Annotated in this window: 17 protein-coding genes and 1 riboswitch; of the genes, 6 read left to right on the forward strand and 11 right to left on the reverse strand. The window is 45.6% G+C overall.

Features of this window, described 5'->3' with window-relative positions:
- Positions 1-173: 173 nt before the first annotated feature.
- The 11 genes from KUV50_RS07530 to KUV50_RS07580 form a co-directional block, all read right to left on the reverse strand.
- Positions 174-815, reverse strand: a complete 642-nt coding sequence (locus KUV50_RS07530; protein WP_222579511.1) for a response regulator transcription factor — start codon at positions 813-815, stop codon at positions 174-176.
- A gap of 13 nt (positions 816-828) precedes the next feature.
- Positions 829-1,575, reverse strand: a complete 747-nt coding sequence (locus KUV50_RS07535; RefSeq protein WP_222579512.1) for a sensor histidine kinase — start codon at positions 1,573-1,575, stop codon at positions 829-831.
- Positions 1,576-1,722: 147 nt separating this feature from the next.
- Positions 1,723-4,464: a PAS domain-containing hybrid sensor histidine kinase/response regulator gene (locus KUV50_RS07540; RefSeq protein WP_222579513.1), complete on the reverse strand. Its 2,742-nt coding sequence runs from the start codon at positions 4,462-4,464 to the stop codon at positions 1,723-1,725.
- A 20-nt stretch (positions 4,465-4,484) separates the two neighbouring features.
- Complete coding sequence (locus KUV50_RS07545; RefSeq protein ID WP_410000035.1) at positions 4,485-5,915, reverse strand: hypothetical protein; 1,431 nt, start codon at positions 5,913-5,915, stop codon at positions 4,485-4,487.
- Between the two features lie 10 nt (positions 5,916-5,925).
- Positions 5,926-8,727 carry a hypothetical protein gene (locus KUV50_RS07550; protein WP_222579515.1) on the reverse strand — a complete coding sequence of 934 codons (2,802 nt, stop codon included), beginning with the start codon at positions 8,725-8,727 and terminating at the stop codon, positions 5,926-5,928.
- Between the two features lie 8 nt (positions 8,728-8,735).
- Positions 8,736-9,533 (reverse strand): DUF916 domain-containing protein, encoded by a 798-nt coding sequence (locus KUV50_RS07555; RefSeq protein WP_222579516.1) that lies wholly within the window; start codon positions 9,531-9,533, stop codon positions 8,736-8,738.
- Between the two features lie 181 nt (positions 9,534-9,714).
- Positions 9,715-10,278: a hypothetical protein gene (locus KUV50_RS07560; RefSeq protein ID WP_222579517.1), complete on the reverse strand. Its 564-nt coding sequence runs from the start codon at positions 10,276-10,278 to the stop codon at positions 9,715-9,717.
- A gap of 409 nt (positions 10,279-10,687) precedes the next feature.
- Complete coding sequence (locus KUV50_RS07565; RefSeq protein WP_222579518.1) at positions 10,688-11,236, reverse strand: hypothetical protein; 549 nt, start codon at positions 11,234-11,236, stop codon at positions 10,688-10,690.
- Positions 11,237-11,780: 544 nt separating this feature from the next.
- On the reverse strand, positions 11,781-12,344 hold the full coding sequence (locus KUV50_RS07570) for a hypothetical protein (RefSeq protein WP_222579519.1): 564 nt from the start codon (positions 12,342-12,344) through the stop codon (positions 11,781-11,783).
- Positions 12,345-12,804: 460 nt separating this feature from the next.
- Positions 12,805-13,368 carry a hypothetical protein gene (locus KUV50_RS07575; RefSeq protein WP_222579520.1) on the reverse strand — a complete coding sequence of 188 codons (564 nt, stop codon included), beginning with the start codon at positions 13,366-13,368 and terminating at the stop codon, positions 12,805-12,807.
- Positions 13,369-14,597: 1,229 nt separating this feature from the next.
- Positions 14,598-14,696: riboswitch (SAM riboswitch) on the forward strand.
- A gap of 47 nt (positions 14,697-14,743) precedes the next feature.
- A complete protein-coding gene (locus KUV50_RS07580) occupies positions 14,744-14,965 on the reverse strand; it encodes a hypothetical protein (protein ID WP_222579521.1) in 222 nt (73 codons plus the stop codon).
- Positions 14,966-15,001: 36 nt separating this feature from the next.
- Here KUV50_RS07580 and KUV50_RS07585 point away from each other — a divergent pair, with 36 nt between their 5' ends.
- The 6 genes from KUV50_RS07585 to KUV50_RS07610 all read left to right on the forward strand — a co-directional run bounded on the left by KUV50_RS07585 (position 15,002) and on the right by KUV50_RS07610 (position 22,736).
- Positions 15,002-15,535, forward strand: a complete 534-nt coding sequence (locus KUV50_RS07585; RefSeq protein WP_222579522.1) for an OsmC family protein — start codon at positions 15,002-15,004, stop codon at positions 15,533-15,535.
- 26 nt (positions 15,536-15,561) lie between these two features.
- Positions 15,562-16,074, forward strand: a complete 513-nt coding sequence (locus KUV50_RS07590) for an OsmC family protein (RefSeq protein ID WP_222579523.1) — start codon at positions 15,562-15,564, stop codon at positions 16,072-16,074.
- 19 nt (positions 16,075-16,093) lie between these two features.
- Positions 16,094-17,749 carry a sodium:solute symporter gene (locus tag KUV50_RS07595; RefSeq protein ID WP_222579524.1) on the forward strand — a complete coding sequence of 552 codons (1,656 nt, stop codon included), beginning with the start codon at positions 16,094-16,096 and terminating at the stop codon, positions 17,747-17,749.
- 592 nt (positions 17,750-18,341) lie between these two features.
- On the forward strand, positions 18,342-20,597 hold the full coding sequence (locus tag KUV50_RS07600) for a T9SS type A sorting domain-containing protein (RefSeq protein WP_222579525.1): 2,256 nt from the start codon (positions 18,342-18,344) through the stop codon (positions 20,595-20,597).
- A 142-nt stretch (positions 20,598-20,739) separates the two neighbouring features.
- Entirely contained in the window at positions 20,740-20,955 is a 216-nt protein-coding gene (locus KUV50_RS07605; protein WP_222579526.1) for a hypothetical protein, read from the forward strand.
- Between the two features lie 770 nt (positions 20,956-21,725).
- On the forward strand, positions 21,726-22,736 hold the full coding sequence (locus tag KUV50_RS07610) for a helix-turn-helix transcriptional regulator (protein WP_222579527.1): 1,011 nt from the start codon (positions 21,726-21,728) through the stop codon (positions 22,734-22,736).
- The last annotated feature ends 571 nt before the right edge of the window (positions 22,737-23,307 follow it).

The raw sequence follows: 23,307 nt of genomic DNA on the forward strand, positions 1-23,307 counted from the left end.
GCGGATGAGTGTGTCTTTTCTACACACGTCCAGGGATTGACAAGCGGGATTCCCGGAACCACCGCCATAGGCCGTGGTGGTATGACTGTGCACACTGCCTGTTAAAATTAAAAGCTAAGCTGAGTATTTGATAGATCCGCCGTAATAGGGTGAAGACAACACCGCCAGCAAGGCTATTGATTGTACATGCGAAACAGCTCGATGAGTTCGGGAATGGAACTAATCTCAAGCTTTTCAAAAACCCGATTTTTGTAGGTGCTGATGGTCGATGTGTGAAGGTTGAGCTGGTCAGATACTTCTTTGAGCGGAATCCCTTCGCACAACTTATTTGCTACCTGCAGCTCGCGATTGGACAGGGACTCTATCGAAGCAGAGGATGAGTTTTGTTTTTTCAAAGTAGACATCACCATGGCATCCCGCACTTCATCGCTAATATATTTTCCATCTTCCAACATGGTATTGAGGGCCTTGTTGATCTTTTCGCTGGACGAAAGTTTATGTAAAAATCCATCTGCTCCCATCTGCAAATACCGGATCGCATACAACTGTTCATCCTGCGATGAAAAGATCAAAATTTTCATCTTAGGTTGCTTGATTTTGATAATCTCGATGGCTTCCTGGACAGTCCCATTGGGCATATTAACATCAATGATCGCCAGATCATATTTTTCTTTGCCAATGTGGGCATACAATGTTTCATAATCATTGACTTCGGTCAGGATAGCTTTAGGCTTCAACCGTTGTATGACCTGGATCAATCCCATACGGACTATCCCATGGTCATCCGCAACCAATATGCGTGGATCATGCTGCATCTTATTCTATTTTTTAAATTCTGTGTAGAAAAACAGAAACGGTAGTGCCCATTTTCATCTTTGATTCGATTTCTATAATTCCTCCAAGCAAAGATACAAATATTTTAATAATTTTTATGCTTATTCCGGCTCCTGTTTCTCCTTCTGTGCTTCGAAATACAGGCGAATCGAAGGTAAAGATCGAATCTACATGTTTTTGATCCATGCCCATCCCCTCATCGATGATCGAAAAGGTCGTACCCTGGTCAGAATCTGCTACTTTAAATACGATGGTACTGTCCGGGTAGGAATATTTGATAGCGTTATCCACCAATCCTTTCAGTATAAATTGAATCAGCAGTCGATCGGTATGAATTGAGGAGGTCTCCGGACCTTCCAGAATAAACCGAATCCGCTTGCGTTGAAAGCTCTCCTTAAATTCTTGCTTCAGGTAAACAAACAACTCTGCGGCATATACTTCGGAGGGACGCAGGCGAAATCCATCCTGCTGTGTTTTGATCCAGTCACTGGTAGCCGTAATTGATTTGAGGTTTCTTTGTGCATCCTGACGGACCTGTGGCAGCAATTGAAAAAAGTCGGCATCGCTGATGGCATTCTGCTCCCGGGCATCCAGAAGCGTAAGCAAACTACTGAAAGCACCCTTAAAATCATGCGATAAGAGCGATATCCAGGCAGTTTTTAGATTGGATTCCTTTTTCAGGCGCTTATTTTCGGCCCTTAAGGCTTCGAGTTGTTCGTTGATGTCGTGGTTGTTCTCCATGGTTCCGTCCGCAGAATAATTTCAATAAAACAGTCTGCCGGAAATGCGAGTGAACAGAACGAACGTTTTTGAAACTTCTGACTTTCCGGCGCGTCATGGGATAAGCCTATCACCAGTGGGAAAGTGAATCGAAGAAATCCTCCCTTTTCAGACGGGATCTTGTATATCAGATCCAGCCCATTTTTTTAACATTGCAGCAAAAGTTTTTTTCAAAAGAGGTTTTGCTAAAAAATCATTCATTCCGGCTGCCAGGCACTTTTCTCTTTCGCCCGGCATCGTTCCGGCTGTCAGCGCAATAATAGGAATTTCTACATGATCTTCCAAGGCTCTGATCTTTCTGGTGGCTTCATACCCATTGAGATTAGGCATCTGGATATCCATAAAAATCAAATCCGGTTGTTCTTTTTGAAATAAATCGACGGCTTCTTTTCCGTCCCTGGCTTCTATCACATAAGCATCGGCCACCAATTCGTTCGCAAATACCCGGGTAAGTGTCATATTTATCGGATTGTCTTCAGCGATCAATATGCGTAAACTTTGTTCGGTCGGTTCGGGAATTTCCGGTTTCGAAGGTGCTGATTTTTCTTGAATGTCTTTGATCTTCGCCAACACATCATACATTTGATTCATTCGGATCGGCTTCACCAGTCGATTTTCGATGTCCAATTCCTGGCAAGCCTGCTTCAGCTCTTCGTTGTCTGAGGAACTGTACAACACGATAAATGATTGTTCGCTGTTCTGATTGGCTTGTAATTCCTTGACTTTGCGTATGGTTTCGATTCCATCCATGATGGGCATGTGATAATCCATGATAATGACATCGAACTTGGCGTCATCCGAGAGCGTCATCAGAGCCCTGAGTCCGCTGTCTGCCTCCTCCACTTCCACGCCTTTGATCTCTAGCATTCGACGCAATATCTTGCGGTTATTACTATTGTCATCTACCACCAACACCCGCTTGATTTCTCCCAACCTAAGATCCAATTCTTCGTCCTCTGTCGTGACGCTCAAATCAAAGAAAAAATCACTTCCGACACCTTCCTGACTTTCCACCTGAAGCCGACTGTCTGCCAACTCCAGCAGTTTATTGGAAATACTCAATCCCAGTCCTGTCCCTCCATATTTTTTGGTCACGCTTCCGTCGCCCTGGGAAAATGCTTTAAATATGATGGGCAACTTATCTTCCGGGATACCGATTCCCGTGTCTTTGATACCGACTCGGATTCGCATGGAATTGTTTCCTAACTCTTCCAACACCCGGACATACACCTTTATCTCGCCTTTTTCTGTGAACTTTTGAGCATTGCCAAGAAGATTGACCAGGATTTGCTTCAGGCGCATGGCATCCATCCACATGTACCGCGGCAGTAACGGATCGATATCCAGCAGCACCTCGAGTCTTTTCTTTTCCAGTCCATACAATACGATGTTTACCGCTTCAGAAATCACTTCTTCCAGTACGATCTTATCGTAAGACAGTTCCAGATTGTTACTTTCAATCTTAGAGAAATCGAGAATATCATTGATGATGCCATACAGTGAGGTGCCCGATTGATTGATGAGTTCCAGGTATTGACGCTGTGTTTCATCCAGGTCGGTCTGCAACAGTAGTTCGGTAAAACCGATAATGCCATTCAATGGAGTTCGAATTTCATGGCTCATATTGGCCACAAATTCGGCTTTCGCTTTGTAAGCCATTTCGGCTTCTTCCTTGGCTTGTTTTAGCTGCCGGTCCATCTTTTTTCGTTCGCTGATATCTACCATATTTGTCAAGACCTCGCGATTGCCGTCAGCATCTTCATTGACCACACTCAAAAAATACCAGATCGATGATTCGCCGTTCTTTTTCACCATCGTCATCTCTCCGGATGCCTGCCCCCCCATATTGACAGCATTCAGATATGCTCTGACCTTACCATGGTTTTCGGGTGGGATCAGATCATACAAACTTATTTTTCCCAAATCTTCCGGTGAATACCCGGTGGCCATATAACCGGCCAGATTCAACTCGGTAAAATTTCCTTCCATATCATGGATACACAAGACGCCGCGGACATTATTAAAAAACTTTTGAAACTTTTCCTTGCCCTTGATAAGAAGCTCATCTTTGTGAACAGACTCTGTAATATCACGCCCCACAGTATAGATCAGTTCATCTTCCAGGTCGGGTGTCGCTGCCCATTCTATATATCGAACCTCTTCATTTCTGGTGATGTATCGATTGACAAAGTGATTGATCGAACGTCCAGCCCGCAATTCCTGGACGATTGAACTCGTCTTTTCGTAGTCATCCGGATGGACAAAATCAAAATATTCATGAACCATCAGTTCGTTGCGATCTATCCCCAACACCTCCGAGAAAGCTGGATTTATTTCGATAAAAACCCCATCAAAATTAGCAATCCCCATCAACCCCGATGACACATCAAACAATTTATGATACATGGCCAACCGGTATTTCTTGTTGTTGGATTCTATGATGGACAGGCTGTGGCTAACCGCTCTATCCACTACTTTTTGATCGTCAGCACGCCATGTTTTGGATTCGTGATCGGCGAGTACCAAGTAGGCCGCTATTTTCCCCTGAGCATTCTCTACAGGAAATTTCTTTATAAATCTAGTGTCTGCCTTCCCACCTATTTGGAGGGTATCCGCCAGGTTCGTGAATTCATCCGGCAACCATACTCTTTTGATACTTTCGTCTGTGGCACAGGCGACCACCAGATTGCATTCGCACGGCATCAGAACCGCACAAAAAGCGACATCTGTCATTTGAGCTACAGAATGCACCATAAAGTTAAATTGATGGTCGTAGCGACTGATCAGGGTTTCCGACCGACAAATATCATCGAGTTGCTGAGGGGATTGATCGGACGGTAGGTTTTTCATAATAGATAAATTTTTAAAAATTAAAGTGCCGTAAAACTATAGATCACATCGATGGAATAGGTTGTCTTCTCTTTAGACACTAAATCTCGAGCGCTGGTGGACGGAATCGTGTACTTGATATCGAGTTCCTGATCCAATACCGGCGTTCCATTTAAAATAATTTTTTGAGGCGTGACCGACAGAGGAACATTCAGGGGGTGCCCATCCACTCCGATTTGCAAAGTCTGTGCGGCGACATCGCTTTGTATCCCGGCTTTTTTAAAATAGGAGGTGGCTGACTTCACATACAGCTCAAAGTTTTCATTGTTGGACAACCTGATTTGACGGGGCATGACCTTAGACTGCCCGTCTCTATAGTGGGTCATCGTATTGAAATCAAAGTTGACTGACTGACCCGATGCCGGAATTACAATTTCGGACAACGGAGGAACCTCGATGATCACATCCGTATTCTGCGAAGCGGAAACCGAGTTATCAATACTTTTAGCGTCGAGATTCAGCTGAAATGTATAGGTGCCGGCTTCAAAAAACTGGTTCCTTAAGTCAGCCGCTGCAACCGACAATTGTAAAATAAAATTCTGGCGATTGCCCGGAGAAACTTTTAGGGGCGCAGCGGAATAATTTTTCCAGGTCGCAGCCAAGGATTGAGTCTTCAGGGATGGGTGGGTACCTCCCAGACGAATGGCAGATAGGTCCCGTCGGCCCGAAACCCCTTTGGAAGACGTATAACCAATGGATGCCGATGCCGCTTTGGCCAACAAATTAAAATCCACCGTGTGTCCTATCTCCGCCTTGCCCAAATCACCCAGCATTTTGGTTGAAGAGGTACGAAAGTCATTTAAAGAGGTTATCTCGATGTATTTTGACGGCGTGGCGGTCTGCCACAAAATATCGCCGGGGATAGAAAGCACTACAAAGAACCTTTCCGGCGTAAAACTTTCTTCATACGAACCGGTGTAATTGTGTGTAATCTCCATGGCATAATCTCCGGCAAGAAACACATTGCTGGTAAATTGAGTGGCCGGGATTCTAAAGGTAAAATCAACATTCCCTTTGTAATGCACTTTATGGACGGGCTCGTACCAAGTTTGTGGTGAACTGGAAAATACTTTAAATCCAGGCCAGGTGTCTTTATGATGAAAGGGTGCGTCTTTGCCTCTGATTCTTTTCAACCTAAATTGCAGGACATCTGCAGGTAGTGTCAATCCATTCTCAGTGCGATGTCTAAATACCGAACTAGAAATAGATGTAAAAGTCGGGTTTATAAGTTCCTTCCCGGACTCTCGCCATTTTTGATGACTCGCGTATAACACATTTTCAACTGTACTATATTCCGCCCTATTGATAATATTGGCTAATGGGATCGAAATATATACGTCCTGGGCCTGCAAAAATACTGAAGTGCACATCACTACAAAAAGTCCCCTAAAAAACCCGGCACATGTTTTCATACGTATCACATTAAAACTTTTTCACTTTGATGGTGGTATCTTTCTTCTTATATTCAAACACCATAAATTCCGGCTGCGTGCCTTTCTTCACCTTTATCGTCTGAAGCGGGGTGTCGAAGTGGTATTTGTCGCTTTTGATGTAAATGTCATAAAATCCGTCCGTTAGGAAAAATTCAAACTCATGCTTTCGGTTGACAACGGCAGTCTGAATATTTCCTTGTTCATCTTTTGCATAAACCATAAGGCCGGAGACATCTGTATTTTTTTCATCGTATTGTTGCTTCACTTCAGATAGTTTTCCCGCTACCCGTACATTTTTAACCAAACCCACTTTTATTGTTCTATTTTTGTGCACCACGATCATGGGATCCATCATCATTCGTGCCCCGGTCCGCTCATTAACTTTCAACGTGTAGGCTCCTTTCGGAACATTCTGAAAAGTCACTTTCCCGTTGTGATCGGTCATGGCCACAAAATTATCCAGCATAATCACCTCATTGGGAAGCACAGCTTCGTCCGCATCCAGGGCTCCGTTGAAATTGTCATCTTCAAACAATATAAAACTGAGTTTGTGATTTCCAGCTGAAGTCGCCGTTCTAAAATACTTTTTTATCCCCGCCCTAAATTGGAAATTGTCGCCCACATATCCTTCGTTCTGAATGGCACTGTACCGGACATAATTAAAATAAGCTGTCGCCGCCCAAGCGGGGGATAGCTTATATTCAACATCTGCTGTGGCATTGTTGTTTATATTCTGATAAAGCCCCGAATAACTGATTCCCGCAGAAATATTACCGCTCAAGGTCCGATCCGACGTCTGGAAATTATAGGAACCGTATATATTGTAGTTCGCGAAGTCTTCATTTTCCAGGTAATAGGCATTGAGATCAATGACGCTGGTGGGATTCCATTGAGCAGAGCTGTTCAATGAAAAACTCCGGTAACGGTACAGCATATTGGCCCGAAACCCGTGAAACCAATCGGGCCGGCCGGCTGCCTTGGAATACGAATATTCTGCAGTAAGATGGAGCCCGTGCGATCCAAAAGAGGTCCCCAAATTAGTCTGAATCCGATAAGCCAGCAGCTCGTGTGCATCAGAATTGACCGTATTCTTTTGCTTTTCAACCTGAGGAGCAATAAGTACATTCCAAGTGCGACGGGCATGCTGATATCCTGTTTTAAAATTTTGGGAACTGTAAAAATATTCAGGATAAAAACTTCCTCCCGGCGGGCTTTGCTGACTCTGAAAGCTCAGGTATTCAGGCTGTATCTGCGCATTGTGATAATGCATAAACAGCCGGTTGTGGTCTGAGAGTCTTAGGTCTACGCGTTGGTTAAAGTGAAATGAACCCCGGTTCAATCCTGCATAATTACCCGATCCGTAGGAGTTAATGGAATGAAACCGCCATTTGCCAATCTCGCCGTCATAATTCAATCCCGCCGAAACTCCCGGACTCTTATCCTTATTGATCCAACCTTTTTCGTGGCTCAGCCCTGCTTCAAAACGAAGATTGTGCCCGGAACTCAGTGGAGCGGAGGAAGAAAAATTAGTCACGTGGGTCGTGATCGAAAGTCTGGGATCGTGATCATAAATGTAAGAAACTTTGCCGTTGAAACCCTCCCTCTCTCCATAAAGATACTTAGCACCCACCATTTTGGCGCCTTTGGTCTGCGGAAAATAGGTGCCCAACAGCATGTAATTATTTTCAAGCGCCAATAGCTCTACTTCTTTATCAGATCCAATTTTTCTGGATATCTTCCCCCCTCGTCCTGAAATGGAGTAATCATAATCCGCTCCGTAAATGGACCCAAGTCTCAATTCTGTTCCCCTACGTTGCAATTCCAACCAAGTGTCATACAGATTGTACAAGCCACTCGTCCTATAGTAATCGGCGGTCACATTTATCCGGCCGTTAAAGTGGTCTTCAGCCGAAAATTCTGTATTTCCTCTGAACTGCATATAGTTCAGCCCGGAACTGTGATCGGTGTAGGCCACTTCTGCATAATTCGTTCCACCGCCCGTCCCACCCGGGCGACCAATTTGCCTGTTGTGCGACAAAACGATCACTTTTACAGTACTGGTGGCCACACTAGACTGGTCAACCAGATCAGTGGCCCTGATCTGTATGCTGTAATCCGGAAAAAGAGTTCTTTTATTGCGAACGGACACCTTAAATTCGATCATTCGTTTTTCCAGACCTTCCAATAAAAAAGTGTACTGTTTGGGGGTGATTTCCAGGCCATTTGGAAGCGATTGGATGTCGAGCTTTATATTTCTTTGCGAATACCCTCTGTTTTCAGCAAAAATAAAGACGGTAGACTCCGGCTCAGCGGGGTTGATGTATTTTTCTCTCGAAAAAGGATAGATCACTACTTGTTTCTCTTCTTCTTTCTGGATCTGAAACATCAACCGGCGATTTTCAGTTTCTTCCCCAGTATCGATGGTAAATTCAAAAGTCACCGAATCGGTCTCCATTTTCATAAATTCCACGTTGGCGATAAACTTTATAATCAACCGTTTACCCGTTCCGGGTGATATCGTGTTTTCCGACCTGGGAAAGTACACCAGTCCCGGATAGTTCGTGGTGGGGGTGATGTCTCGAACGGTGATTGTCCGGTCACTCTTATTTTCCACTACCAAAAAATTTGTAAAGGTAGTCCCTTGGTCAACAGCCACCGTTTTGGATTGAAAAGACGTTTCAACATCAGCCAGCTCCTGGCCGCTGAGCATAGAAACGGCCAAAAAGCTTACGACCACGCCGGTCAGTAAAGCTCTCCATATAAATAATGCTATTTGACAGGTATGTTTCAAGGTGAGATTTAAAAGGCAAAAGTTTTTTCTCCGACTCGCATATCATTTGAACCAGCCATCTTCACTATAGTCACGCCGAGATAGTTGCCTGATAGCTCTTCAGGTAATGGAAAGAGTACCACTTGCTCTGAGCCAGGCATCATGGAAATGGGGCGTGGATCCAGTTTAATTTCTGTACCGGTGTCCGTATTTGTCAATTCAAATTCTACGGTGGCATCATTAACCACATTTCCATCATTGAAAATCGTCACAGCTGCTTTTCGGCTTTCTGTATCCGTGTCCGTCACTTCTTCCATATTGGTAATTTCCAAACTTTTGACCGAATTGGACGGTGGCGTATGATAGATGTGCAACCCAAATTCAAACAGCGTAATAATGCCGATTCCGCCTTGCACCGCAGCCTCATCCGCTTGCGTAGCCAGCTGGGTAAAAAACATCATGCAATTGGTGACCTGATCGTCAGCGACGGTCTCCGGAATCTTCATAGTCACCACAATTTCTTTGGTGGAGTTGGCCGGAATTGTCACCGTATTTTCTAAGGTAGATACCCAGGATGCATTGGATTTTTCGAGCGTACCCGATTCATAATACACTTTGTCTCCGTGAATATTTCGCTCCCAATCTTTGTAATTGATGCTCAGTGTATAATCAGCATCTGAACTGTTGTTTAATATCACCGTCTCTGTAACAGTTTCACCCGGATTTCCCGAGAAGAAAAGTCGGGTTGGAGACATGGACACGCCTTGCGCAGCCCCGGAGGAGTTCGTGAAGATTGTGAAAACAAATACTAAGAAACAGAATCGCATAACACGAATGATTTTAAAGTGAAAGATTCCCAAAGTTAAGGCAGATTTATAACTTTAGGAATCTTTGGGGTTTAGCTGTTTCAAATTGGGGGGATAACTGCCCGTTTCCGATTGGGGTTTAGTAATGGGGGTCAATCGATGGTTTAGCACGGGAGTTTTTTTCTGGGAAACGGTTCTGTGCTTATAGTGCAGTTGCGGTATAAGTTACTTTTTGGGTATAGGTTCCGGCGGGTTTTCCCAGAATATCTGAGGAAGAAGATTTCGCCTGTGGAATCACATATTCCAGATCCAATACCAAGGAGCTTCCCAGATCTGCTCCCGAGATCAGTTTCTGATCCGAGGTAGACAAAACCACATTGGACGGTGTGCCGGTCATGGTCGTTGTTCCACCGGTCACTGGTTTGATCGTCAATACATCCACCGGGATGAAGTCTCTACCTTTTTCGAAGTTCGCACCGTTGGCTTTGACATTGACATCAAAACTCTTGGTGGAGGTGACGATCAAGCTCTTGGGGACTTTCTTTGTCTGCGTTGAGTTGTAGTCTGCTGCCGTGTTGTAGTTAAACTCCACCGTGCTTCCGTCAGCCACACTCCCTGGATCTATAGAGATGACATCAGACAGGTTGATGTTGACCTGGGTAGTAGCTGAAGTTATTTGTGCTGTTGCATTTTGTGCGACGGCCTGGTTGGTAGTGAATGCAATCGCTGCAAGCGCTAATACGGAAAGAAGGATCAATTTTTTCATAATTCTTAAGTTGTGGGTTGTGGGTTAAATTTATTTTTGATTGTCTTTGTCTTCGTTTGACAATACAAATATAGATGCACCCCAAAGGTTGACGTGTAGTCAAAATTGTAAGTTCTTGTAGTAAGAATTTTACAAGGAGGCTGCGATTATGGGTATTGGGACGCTAGCGCTTTGGAAGTTGGGTCGCTGCGCCTTAGCAGTTGGTGTCACACTTGCCGGAAGTGATTTGGAGGGGGAGTGTCTGGCACCTAATATATAAAAGACCGATTCGCTTTTGGGATTTGGGGCCCCTCCCTACTTCGTGACGGGAGGTAAACTGCGCTGTTGGGGTGCAGGGATTTCAGACCTTGGATTAATAAGAGAGCGTCGGGGTTCAATTACATCATGGCGGATCGTTCGAGCAGGCACGCTATCGTGCTGTAGCTGTATAGGTGACGGTCTGCGTATACGTACCCGATGGTTTCCCCATCATATCCACAGAGGAAGAGCGACTTTGAGGAATCTCATAATCCAATTCGAGCACCAGGGCACCGCCTACATCAGCACCAGAAACCAACTTTTGATCCGCAGCGGACAACACGACATTGGACGGGGTACCATTCATGGGATTGGGACCGCCGGTCACGGGTTTTATCGTTAATACATTGACGGGTATGAAGTCATTTCCTTTTTCAAAGTTGGCTCCATTAGCCTTCACATCAATATCAAAAGATTTGCTTGAGGTAACGATGAGACTGGTGGGCACACTGGCCGTTTTAGTGGAATTATAATCTTCAGCGGTCAGATAATTAAATTCTACAACGCCACCGATGGCTGCGCTGCCTTTATCTATGGAGATTACATCCGAAAGGTTGATCTTCACACTAGTCGTTGCGGAATGATTCTGGGCCGTTCCGCAAAGGTATGCAGAGACGATCATCCCCAGCGTTAATACGGTGATGAAGATAGCCTTTTTCATGATTTTTAATTAAATGGCCCACAATCTAAGCAATATCCTCCAAAATTTATACCATACCATTGGTAAATATTTTATTGGCCATTTTAAAAAACAATATCCGGTCCATCCCTCTTAACTCACTGATTCTGAAATCATCGCCCCAACGTGAAGAAAATCCGATAAACGCATCCGATCTAGACGCTTCGCTTTGGGCGTTGGAACGCTAGCGCTTTGGTATTTGGGACGCTAGCGCTTTAGCATTTGGGACGCTGCGCTTTGGGAGTTGGTGTCTGACACTTGCCGGGAGGTTTTGTGGGTGGGTAGGGTCTGGCACCTATGTAATGGTATCAGGTTTGGATGGGACAGAAATAAGTATTCTTGAACGATGATTAAATAACACCGGTTCCTTTTGGGCAAACTACTTATAAAATAGTTACATCTGAAAATCACAGTTTGGCCATAAAAAAATTCCTGCAGAACTACCGAACTGCAGGAATCTTTAAATTTTTATTCTTTTGTCTGTGGATTTCGCCGATTTTTCAGATTTTCATTCCTTCGATGTGTTTTACAACGCCGTAGCAGTGTAAGTCACCTTTTGGGTATAGGTTCCGGCGGGTTTTCCCAGTATATCTGAGGAAGAGGATTTCGCCTGTGGAATCACATACTCCAGTTCCAGAACAAGTGAACTTCCAAGGGCAGCTCCTGAAATCAGTTTTTGCTTGGCAGGTGACAAAACCACATCAGAAGGTGTTCCGGTCATAGTCGTTGTTCCGCCACTCACCGGTTTGATGGTCAACACATCCACAGGAATATGATCACCTCCTTTTTTGAAGTGCGCATTCTTAGCTTTTACCACGATGTCAAAATTCTTTGTGGACGTCACGATCAAACTATTGGGAACGTTGACTTTTTTAGTAGAGTTATAATCCGCTGCAGTGTTGTAGTTGAACTCCACTGTGCTTCCATCCGCCACGCTGCCTCTGTCAATGGAGATGACATCAGACAGGTTGATGTTTACCTGGGTGGTGGCTGAAGTTCTTTGAGCCGATGCGTTTTGCGCGACGGCCTGGTTGGTAGTGAATGCAATCGCTGCAAGCGCTAATACGGAAAGGAGGATCCATTTTTTCATAATTCTTAAGTTGTGGGTTGTGGGTTAAATTTATTTTTGAATGTCTTTGTCTTCGTTTGACAATACAAATATAGGGACAGCCCGAAGGCTGACTTGTAGTCAAATTTGTAAGTTCTTGTAGTAAGAATTTGACAGGGTACTACGCTTTTGGGCGTTGGGACGCTAGCGCTTTGGTAGTTGGTGTCAGATACTTGCCGGGAAGTTTTGTGAGTGGGTAGTGTCTGGCACCTTATGTAATGGTATCAGGTTTGGATGGGACAGAAAACAAGTATTCTTGAACGATGATCAAATAACATCGGTTCTCTTTGGGCAAACTACTTGTAAAAAAGTTACATCTGAAAATCACAGTTTGGCCATAAAAAAATTCCTGCAGAACTACCGAACTGCAGGAATCTTTAAATTTTTATTATATCGTCTGCGGATTTCGCCGATTTTCAGATTTTCATTCCTTGGATGTGTTTTACAACGCTGTAGCGGTGTAAGTCACCTTTTGGGTATAGGTTCCGGCGGGTTTTCCCAGTATATCTGAGGAAGAAGATTTAGCCTGTGGAATCACATATTCCAGATCCAATACCAAGGAGCTTCCCAGATCTGCTCCCGAGATCAGTTTCTGATCCGAGGTGGACAAGACTACATTGGACGGTGTACCGGTCATGGTCGTTGTTCCACCGGTCACTGGCTTGATCGTCAATACATCCACCGGGATGAAGTCGCTACCTTTTTCGAAGTTCGCACCGTTGGCTTTGACATTGACATCAAAACTTTTTGTGGAGGTGACGATCAAGCTCTTGGGGACTTTCTTTGTCTGCGTTGAGTTGTAGTCTGCTGCCGTGTTGTAGTTAAACTCCACTGTGCTTCCGTCAGCCACACTCCCCGGATCTATAGAGATAACATCAGACAGGTTGATGTTTACCTGGGTGGTAGCTGAAGTTCTTTGTGCTGTTGCATTTTGTGCGGTGGCCTGGTTGGTAGTGAATACAATCGCTGCAAAAGCCAGGGCGGTGATAATGATTGATTTTTTCATAATTCTTAAGTTGTGGGTTGTGGGTTAAATTTATTTTTGATTGTCTTTGTCTTCGTTTGACAATACAAATATAGGGGCAGCCCGGAGGATGACTTGTAGTCAAAATTGTAAGTTCTTGTAGTAAGAATTTGACAGGGCGCTACGCTTTTGGGCGTTGGGACGCTAGCGCTATGGTAGTTGGTGTCAGACAGCTTGCCGGGAAATTTTGTGGGTGGGTAGTGTCGGGCACCTTATATAAAAGGACGCTGCGCCGTTAGGTGTTAGGGTGCTCCGCTTTGGATATTTTGACTGTACATGCGATCTTCATCAACCATTCACCATTACATATTCACCGTCACCCCTTCAGGGCTCAATCTTCCCCCGACACCATTACCGATGGGCTGTGCCCATCGCTGATATACCAACGCCCTTGCAGGGCTTAAGTGGAACGCAGTCTGCTTTTTTACAAAAGGAGGTAAGTGTATGAGTCCCTGGGCCTCCCTGCTCCCCCTGGTGTTAGACACTTGCGGAGTGGTTTTGGTGGGAGGGGTAGTGTCTGGCACCTAATATAGTGGGACGCTGCGTTTTGGGAGTTGGGACGCTGCGCTTTTGGGCGTTGGGGAGCTTTGCCTCCCGCCTTTGTCACGGGAGGTAAACTGTGGGTCGCTATGCTTTGGAAGAGAGCCTTCGGCTCGACCGAATGTGGTAGCCACCGGTTTCAACCGGTGGATAGATAAATCAAAATAATTGGAGAGCTGTAGGCTCGGAACATATTGATACGGACAAATTAGAACCTCAACAAGATCGGGATTGAAACAAGAAATAGGAGGTGTGGGATAAAAAAAATTCCCAAAGTTTGTGATCTTCTCAACTTTGGGAATCTTTATGGTTTAAGCCGTTTCGAGCTTGGGGTTAGCCATTTCCCAGGGGTCTTAGCATCGGGGGTGTCTCAAGTTTTAGCACGGGAGTGAAAAAGGGTTTAGTTGTTTCATTTTTACAGCTCCGACGCGATACAGACCTCTTTTCGTGACTACATTCCGATTGAAATCTAATTGTTTGGCTATTCCAAATGTAGATCGACATCAACTGTCATTTTGTAGTAAAACTTGTAAACCTTTGTAGTAAAAATACGACACGCCGTTCTGAGGGGCAGATCCAATTATTTTTTAAAAAAATTCCCAAAAATATTTGGTTGCGTAAAATGTTTTATAGCTTTGGCACCGAAGTTCAAATACTGATTGAACCAAATTTATTTATAAAGAAGCGGCGAGAGACTGGCTCTGTGACCCGCTGGCAACCACAACTGAAAGGTGCCAATTCCTGTCTTCCATTAGAAGAGCATATAAAACACTTGAAATGCAACACTCGACCTTTTTTCCGACACTTGTGAAAGCGATCACTGCATCGTCCCGTATTGACACGCACCACCACAGCGACACCATGTCAATGTATATGTGTCCTTGTTGTTGCTGCTAGCACCACGACCCTCATCCACCCGTCCTTTTTGAGACTTCAGCCCGCTGTACAGCGAGGTGGGATTTTCATGCCCATTTCTGATCATTTCTGAAAAACGACGCCAGCCACCGCGCCCACAACGGCGTCGGTCGCCAATGAACAACTATTCTTTTTTATTAACCTATATAACTCATTTATTATGTCTTATGCCACCTTAAAACAGACCTTGGATCAGGTCATTAACCATTTTGAACGGAAGCCCGAAAAGGCCCTTTTCACCTACGAGGCCCGGACCGAATATGGTGACGGACTCAGTGTCATCGCGAAAGCCCAGCAATTTGCCTTTAAGATCGATGAACCCCGCAACATCGGCGGGAAAGATCAGGCGCCCAAACCAACAGAATACGCATTGGCCGCGCTGGGCGCCTGTCATTCGATCGTCTACAAAGCACTGGCCTTGAAAGAAGGCATAGAAGTGGACGAGGTCAAGGTAGATCTCAAAGCCGTATCGGACAGCCTCGGATTTTTTGGGATCGACCCGGACGTTCGACCCGGATTCCAGAAGATAGAACTGGAAACCGAAGTTACTTCGGGAGCACCCGTGGAAAAACTGGAAGAAATTTTTCAGCAGGTCGAAAAGCTCTGTCCCGTGAACGACATCATCGCCAATCCGGTACCGATCACCCAAAAGGTAGCGGTTCAAAACTCCAAAGGAGAAATCATTCGCATTTAATATTCATCAATTAAAACACATTAACCATGTCACAAACAAATTACAAAGCGTACGCCGCAGCGAAAACATTTATTGAAACCCACCCGGAACAGGCCCAAAAAACGGTCCATGCGCAAACCGAAATCGGAGACCGCTACAATGTACAAGCGAGAGTCCGCGATTTTGAATTCACGCTGGATGAAGAAAAGCCCATCGGGAGTTACGATTCCGGTCCCAACCCCCTGGAATATATACTGGCTTCATTGGGTGCCTGCCAGACCGTCGTCTATAAGATCCTGGCCGCCCAAAAAGGGATCGAATTGAGAAATGTCAAAATCACACTCAAAGGGATCATCGATATACGTGGATTTTTGGCGTTGGGAGATCAGGTAAAACCCGGCTTTCAGCAGCTGGAATATGAAACCGTGCTCTTCTCGGACGAAGATCCGGAAATCCTGCAGCAGCTGGTTCGCGACGTCGAAGCACAGTGCCCCATCCAGGACACCTTGGCGCATTCGGTCGATGTCCAAGCCCGGCTCAAGACACCCGTTTTTCAATAACCTCTAAGCACCGACAAATATGACAGAAGTAGGCGTATGGCTGATCGGATTTGCATTGATTTATACATTCATCTTAATTGGGGTCGGAACCATTTCCAGGAAACGAGCCCATAAAACCGGCTATTTTGTGGGCGGCCGGACCTTCAACAAATGGATGGTTGCTTTTTGCATTACGGGATTATTTTCGGGCTCCACCTTTATATCGGTGCTGGAGTTGTCGTATCTGACCGGGATTTCAGCGGTGTGGTACGGCGTGGCCGAAACCATTCAGGTACTGATCATTGCGTATCTGATCATCGGGCCCTTTCGTAAGAAGCTGGTGGTGACGGTATCCGGGATGATTGGTGAAAAGTACGGGCGAAAAGCGCTGGGCATCGGCGGGGCCATCACGGCCTTTGCCTTTCCCATGTGGTCGGTCGCAACCTCTATCGGATTTGCTTCGGCCATTCATGTGTTCACCGGGATATCACTGACGGCTTCGATCGCATTTACGGCTTTTCTGTTGTATTTTTATTTGCGGGCCGGCGGGATGTGGTCGATCGCTACCACCCAGACACTGAACTTTTTTGTCTTTATCCTGATGTTTGGCGTGGGGATATATGCCGTACTCCTAAATCCCGGACTGGACGGATTGACGGCGTTTGCTGTGGAAAAACCAGCGATGTTCTCGTTAAACGCCGTGGGGAACCAGGTGATCGTGGCGTGGATGGGCACCTTTCTGGTCAATGTGATCCTGGCTCAGGCCGCCTTTCAAATGGCGCTGTCCTGTAAGACTCCGGAAGAAGGTCAAAAGGGTTTGAAATTGGCGGCGTTGTTTGGCGTACCGTTTATTTTACTGGCGATTGTGTTCGGGGTAGCGGCCGCCATCGTAGTGCCGGGGTATTCGCAGGGGTTGGTGGCTTTGCCCCATTACCTCACCGAAGTATTGCCGGCACCGCTGGTCGGCCTGTTTTTTCTGGGCGTCTGGGCGTGTGCCCTGAGTTGGGGTGCGCCTTGTCAGTTCTCCGGAGCCACCAGTCTGGGTAAAGATGTGGGGGCAGCTCTGAATCCAAAAGCCACCGAAGCCCAGTTGGTCAGTTACACCAAAAAGGCGTTGTTGCTGCTGACTTTTCTGATGATCGCTTTCGGGGTTTTGCGAACAGAACAATCGGCGTGGTGGAATATCCTGGCCTGGACGCTCCGCAATTCGAGCACATTTGCTCCGGTCGTGGCGGTGCTCTTTTGGAAACCAGCCACCCGAACCTCCGTGGTTTATTCGATGGTGGTTGGTTTTTCTGCCGGGCTGGGCTGGTATGCGCTCAGCGGATGGTCCGTTTCGGAGTTTCATCTGAACATTCATCCGGTGTGGGTAGGCATGTCGGCCAATTTGATGACGATCATGGCGATAACGTTCATTCAGAAAGGGAATCAAATGATCGCAGTGCCCCGCGCTGTACTAACCAGGTCAGGCTATGGAATATTGGCGGGTTTCCTGACCCTACTCATGCTGTTAGCAATCCGGTTTCAGGAGATTTATGTGAATGGCTTGCTCGGGTTATCGTTGTTCCTGTTACTGGTCACGGTATGGATCGGAGTCATGAAAGTGTTCCCCGAGATCAGAAGTCTGGCAGAAGCCCTTTTTCGGACAGATCCGCTGGAAGTGGAGTATGCGATAGAATCCGGGATAAAGGAATAATAAATGTTAATTTTTGTAAAATTCTCTAAACGAATTAGCGACGTGTTAGTGGAAACATTGGTTAATAAGATAGCCCGGAGATACGTATCGATTAATCCTTTATCAATGATTCACCGTATACCCGGGATTCCTCATGAATCTCATTACAGTAATGGGCCGTACTTCGATCATTGTGGCGATTCGTCACCGTGGACCAAAATGAATCGACCTGGCGACGTATTAATGAAACTGATTGAATCATGAAACATTCTAGCTGTAATTTGCGGTTCCCTTTTATCGCCATATTTTTTTATTAAAATTCCGTATATTAAGGAATTGGATACGAAGTAATCCAAGTAGAATGGACGAAGCTATTTTATGCACTTACGAGGCATGACTGAGCGGTTCCTATGGGTCAAATGCAACGGTAGTAGAAGTGAAGAAATCGCGTGCAGCTAATTGGAAGCAGGACATAGCGATCGTTGCAGCGGCGCTTTTTCAAGCATAGTTTAGCCTAAGCGCGAATCCATACGGAATGAATTGGTCGTATCAGTTTTGATGCCCATAAAACGAAGATGGAGAGGTCAGCGGAATAATTTCTAAATGATGGAAAATGAAAGCATTTCTAATTTCAATCTTTGTTCTTCTTTTAAGCAGTGGTACTGGATCTTCCCAGCAACCTCATCCCCGAAGCCAGTACCGAATCGCCATTAGAACAACCAACGGGGAAGCTGAATTTTACGACCGCCAGACCGGCGAAACCTTTTTACCCCGCGGCTTCAATTACATACAACTGGTTTTATCTCCCAATGGGCCGTATGGGGAGTCGGCGTTATTCTTGGATGACTCCCACAATCTTATTGATGTAGACAGCGATTTTCAACGGATAAGTGCGCTGGGGTACAATGCTGTAAGAGTTTTCATCGATCTGTGCCGCGATGCCCGGTGCATAGCTGATGAAGACGGCCTGGTGGAATCATACATGGATCATATGGTCGAATTACTGGAACGAGCCCGTCAATACGGTCTGCAAGTGATGCTCACCGCCAACTGGCTGCCAGACCTGGGAGATTACTCAGGTCCCGCTCATGAAATCTGTCACAGCACCGGCGACTTTGAAGGGGGAAACTGCCTGTTGCTTTCGCCCAAAGGGGTGGAGTCGTATGTAAAATTCTTCACGGATTTCATTAGAGAACTACAAAAACGAGACGCTCCTTTTTCCAATATCTGGGCCTACGAACTGCGTAACGAGTTTTTTGTGGAGAACAACATTCCGCCTTATACGCTTAAACGCTCTATAACCGCAGCTAATGGCAGGACCTACAACATGAATACCGCGGCTGACAAGAAAAAACTGGCAAGGGAAGGGTTGAAATACTGGGCGAACACCACAACCCGGGCAATAAAGGAACTGGATCCGGAAGCACTCGTTTGCTGTGGATTCTTTACCCCCTCCAACCCCATCGATCTGCGACCGGGCGATTACCGGATCGTGCCTTTTAAATCATTGCTGGAGAATTCGGAACTTGATTTTTTTGATGTGCACATGTATCCCGGTTTTGAATCCATGGCCGACCACCTCACCAATTATGGAATTGAAAATTATAGGGAAAAGCCGGTGGTGCTTGGAGAATATGGTTCGTTTCTTCCGCTGGCTTCATCGGAGTATCCAGCAGCTCAACTATCTGATGCCTGGCAATCAGCAGCCTGTCAGTCAGGCATCGATGGCTTCCTGTACTGGACCTGGGAACGGCACCGGGTACCGGTTAGCCAGCCCGATGATCCCTGGGGTGGCAACGACGCGGGCGCTTTTATAGCAAAAGTCCTGTCCCCCGCTTACAAAACCAATCCCTGCCAGGTCGTGTTACCAGAAACCAATGTGGCAAAAGGAAAACCGGCCAAAGCTTCCATGGTATGGAAGGAGGAATTCAAAGCGGCCAATGTGGTGGATGGAAAACCAGTGACTACCCCCTGGATATCAGGAGGTGATCCACCGCAATGGGTGGAGGTTGATCTTGGAAAAAAATATGATCTGGAATCCATAGTTCTTTACGTAGAGACGGGCTCCAACGATCCGCATTACTACGAACATGAAATCCTGGTAAGCGCTGAAAGTACCGGTAATGATTATCAGAAAATCCACCATTTTAAAGGTAAGCGTGTTAATTTTGAAGCGCTGACCTACCAGCCGGATGGTGGCATTAAAAATGTCCAACGGATCCGGGTCCGTATTCCCGCCGCCCCCGGATGGGCGGCCCTGCACGAACTACAGGCTTTTATTCCGGAACAAAGGGCGACATTCGATGTACCACCGCCGCCCATCCTCACCTTTCCTCGTCCGGGACTAGATAAGGTGGACAACAGCCAGAACATCAGGCTTCGGTGGGACAATGCGATAGAGACCACCAACTCACAGATCCAGATAGCACGGGACCGGGCATTTTCAGCTATTGTAATCGATGAGCGATTGCACAAAAAGTCGTTTATACTGGATGATGACTTATTCGATAATCCACTTTATTGGCGGGTAAGACAACGGAACAATGATGGATATGGTATGTGGTCGGTCACAGGCATAATCACCAATGTGCTAACGAATGCACAGGAGGCTATTTTGGATAATGAGATCGTCCTTTATCCCAATCCAGCCAATGATTTTTTCCATATTAAATGGTTGAATAAAAATAACGGAAGATCTTCGTGGGAAGTACATATTTATACTTTGGAAGGAATGGAAGTGAGTCATCATCCTGACCAGGTATATGATCAGGATCCTCGAATCTCAATTACCCATTTACAACCGGGCATATATATAGTGAGAATAAAAAGAGGAAATAAAACGAATTTTGCAAGAGTGGTGAAACAGTAATAATTCATATGATCAGGCATCTACCGGATTGAAACCCGATGCCCGATGGCCTTAAAAATAAAAGAATCCAGGGGAGGATCGATCTCAATTTTCAGATCTAAGAAGAAATCTGGATTTCTTTGATTTGCAGGAATATTTCGATTTGATATCTTCGAAAATCAACTGGAAGGTGTTTGAAGACAGTTTTGGAAGTAAAGGGACTTTACAGATTCGCTTCAGTCAGCTTGGTGAGTTGCGGAATGGGATCAGACACAGCCGGGGTGCGACGGATATTGCCATCAAAGATGGCGAAGCAGCTATTTCCTGGTTTAGTTCTGTGCTTAAACCGGTTCAGGCTGTATTGGAACCTCTAGATTAATATGGTAAATTAAATGTTTTTCGATATTCCTGATAAAAATCCACGTGAATGAAACACCTTGCAAGAAGATTTAATAAGCTCCGTTATTGAGGAAGTTTACCCAGCCATCTTTAGCCGCAAAAATATCAGAGAGCTCCCTTTGGGAAAGTTGCAAGCAGCTGTGCGGTAGCAGAGATCACCTTATCCACCTTTCACCCATAGGGTCGCAGAAAGAACTGAAGAGAGTTTTGTCATACTGTATGGTATGACAGAGCATAGGTTGGTGGAAGGAACTTGCCGGGGAGGCGGAACGATGGCGTAGTGCCTTACACCTTTGCCAAATTCTTTGGAATCTTGTTAACTGTGATATTGGTGAAGGTGTCAGAAAATATCCTTACGCAACAGCCAGACCGCCAAATGTCAGAAACCCGAAAAGGCTTCGCAATCCGCTCCAGCACTCTACCAGCCCGCTGACTTACGAATCCGACTCAATGTGTGAACCAAATCTGCACATGACCTTCTTACCTTTACATCGTTCATTCTGCTTATCCCAACGGAGATGAATACATCACACCTCCTGGCAGGTCCCAAAAGAAACACCGACAAACGGTGTGACCATCCTCGCCCACCGTCATTTCGCAATCTTGCCATTCAACAACGCCTCTCTGCGGAATGACTTTTTTTGGTCGAATAGGATCTGCTCGCATCAAAATGATTAATTTCCATTTTAACCTCAAAATCTGTATCTATGATAACCTTTTTAGTTTCTATGAATTTCATACAAGTACGAAATGCCCCTGAATAAGAACCAACAAATCCGAGCGCAGATCCTGGATGGTTGCCTGTCCAATGTGATCAAGTGGTATTCGATAGATGATTTACTTCATCATGTCAATAATTACCTCGTACAAGAAGTGGGCGGGGAACCCATTTCCCGACGCACGCTGTATACCGATCTGGAACGATTGCAGGACCCGGACCTGTATGGTGCCGACCTCGAGAAGAAAACCATCGACAGGAAAGTCTACTACCGGTACCGTGAAAAAGGGTTTTCGATCAAAAACAGTCCCATGACACCCCAGCAACTGACCGAGCTGCAGCACATCTTACTGTCCCTGGAACGCGTGTCCAACTTCCCCTTCGGTGCCTGGCTGGACGCATTGCGCGAAAACGAACACCTGCCCTTCATCGACCCATCCAATGAAAAAGCCCTGATCGGCATCGAGCACAACCCCGACCTGACCGGCATGGATGAGTTTTTCGTGGGTGCCTTCCAAGCCGTGGTGAATAAACAAGTTCTGTCGATTGACTACCGCGACTTCGCCGGCGCCCATTATTCATACATCTTTCATCCCTATTACCTCAAGCAGTATAACCAGCGCTGGTTTCTCATCGGCCGCCAGGAAGCGGAACCCGACACCATCTGGAATCTGGCCATCGATCGCATTCAAAACCTGACTCCGGTTCAACATTATTTCTTTCCGTCCCGGATTGACTTTGATGATTATTTCTACGACATTATCGGGGTGACCCATCAGGCTGACAGCCAGCTGGAAAAGATTCTGTTGCGATTTTCAGACGAGACGCTTCCCTACGTAATCACCAAACCCCTGCACCCCAGTCAGAAAACACGGAAAAACGGAGCAGAAACCTTGATTCAGATTACCATCAAGCCCAATTATGAATTCTACAGCGTCATCCGGAGTTTTGGTAAAAATGTCGAGATCCTGGAACCAGACTCCGTCCGGCAAACTTTTGTCCAAGAAATAAAAGAAGCGCTGGACTTATATGCAAGACCGTGAAAATGGAGTGTGTGAATTATAGAAGAGTCACATTTTGTGGGTAGAACCAAACAGACTTGTTAAACGACCACCCACTTCGATGAAACCACGCACCATCTCCGGAAATTATTATTACCCTAACATCATTTCGCACAGTAGCCTTCAGGCTGTGTGAAAAAGGCGGAATTATTGATTTTGTATGAGTCTCCAAACACTGTCAGGTTTTTATTGCACAGATTTCATGTGTTTTATATATTACACAAGTTACTATATAATTAATAAATCCAAAACGCTGTCAGGTTTCCACACACGCTGTCTTGCAGTGAATTATATCACAATATGTAAGACTGAATGCACATAAAATGAGGGATTCAGTGCAAATAGTTCAATAGAAATGGCTAAATTAAGACCATCGTAAGGATAGAGTGGATTTTGCAAAATTAATTTGAATGGGTGAATTCACTCCAGAAAGTCATATTTTAAAATGATTAGCTCCGGTGCTTGCGCCACCGCTACAGCTTTAGCGCACGCGGTCAGCCCGGGGCATCTATCATGAAGCACATATTGGCTTTAGCCGTTAAAATGCAAATCA

The sequence above is a fragment of the Membranihabitans marinus genome (assembly GCF_019802045.1).
In the GTDB taxonomy this organism is placed as follows: Bacteria; Bacteroidota; Bacteroidia; order Chitinophagales; family Saprospiraceae; genus Membranihabitans; species Membranihabitans marinus_A.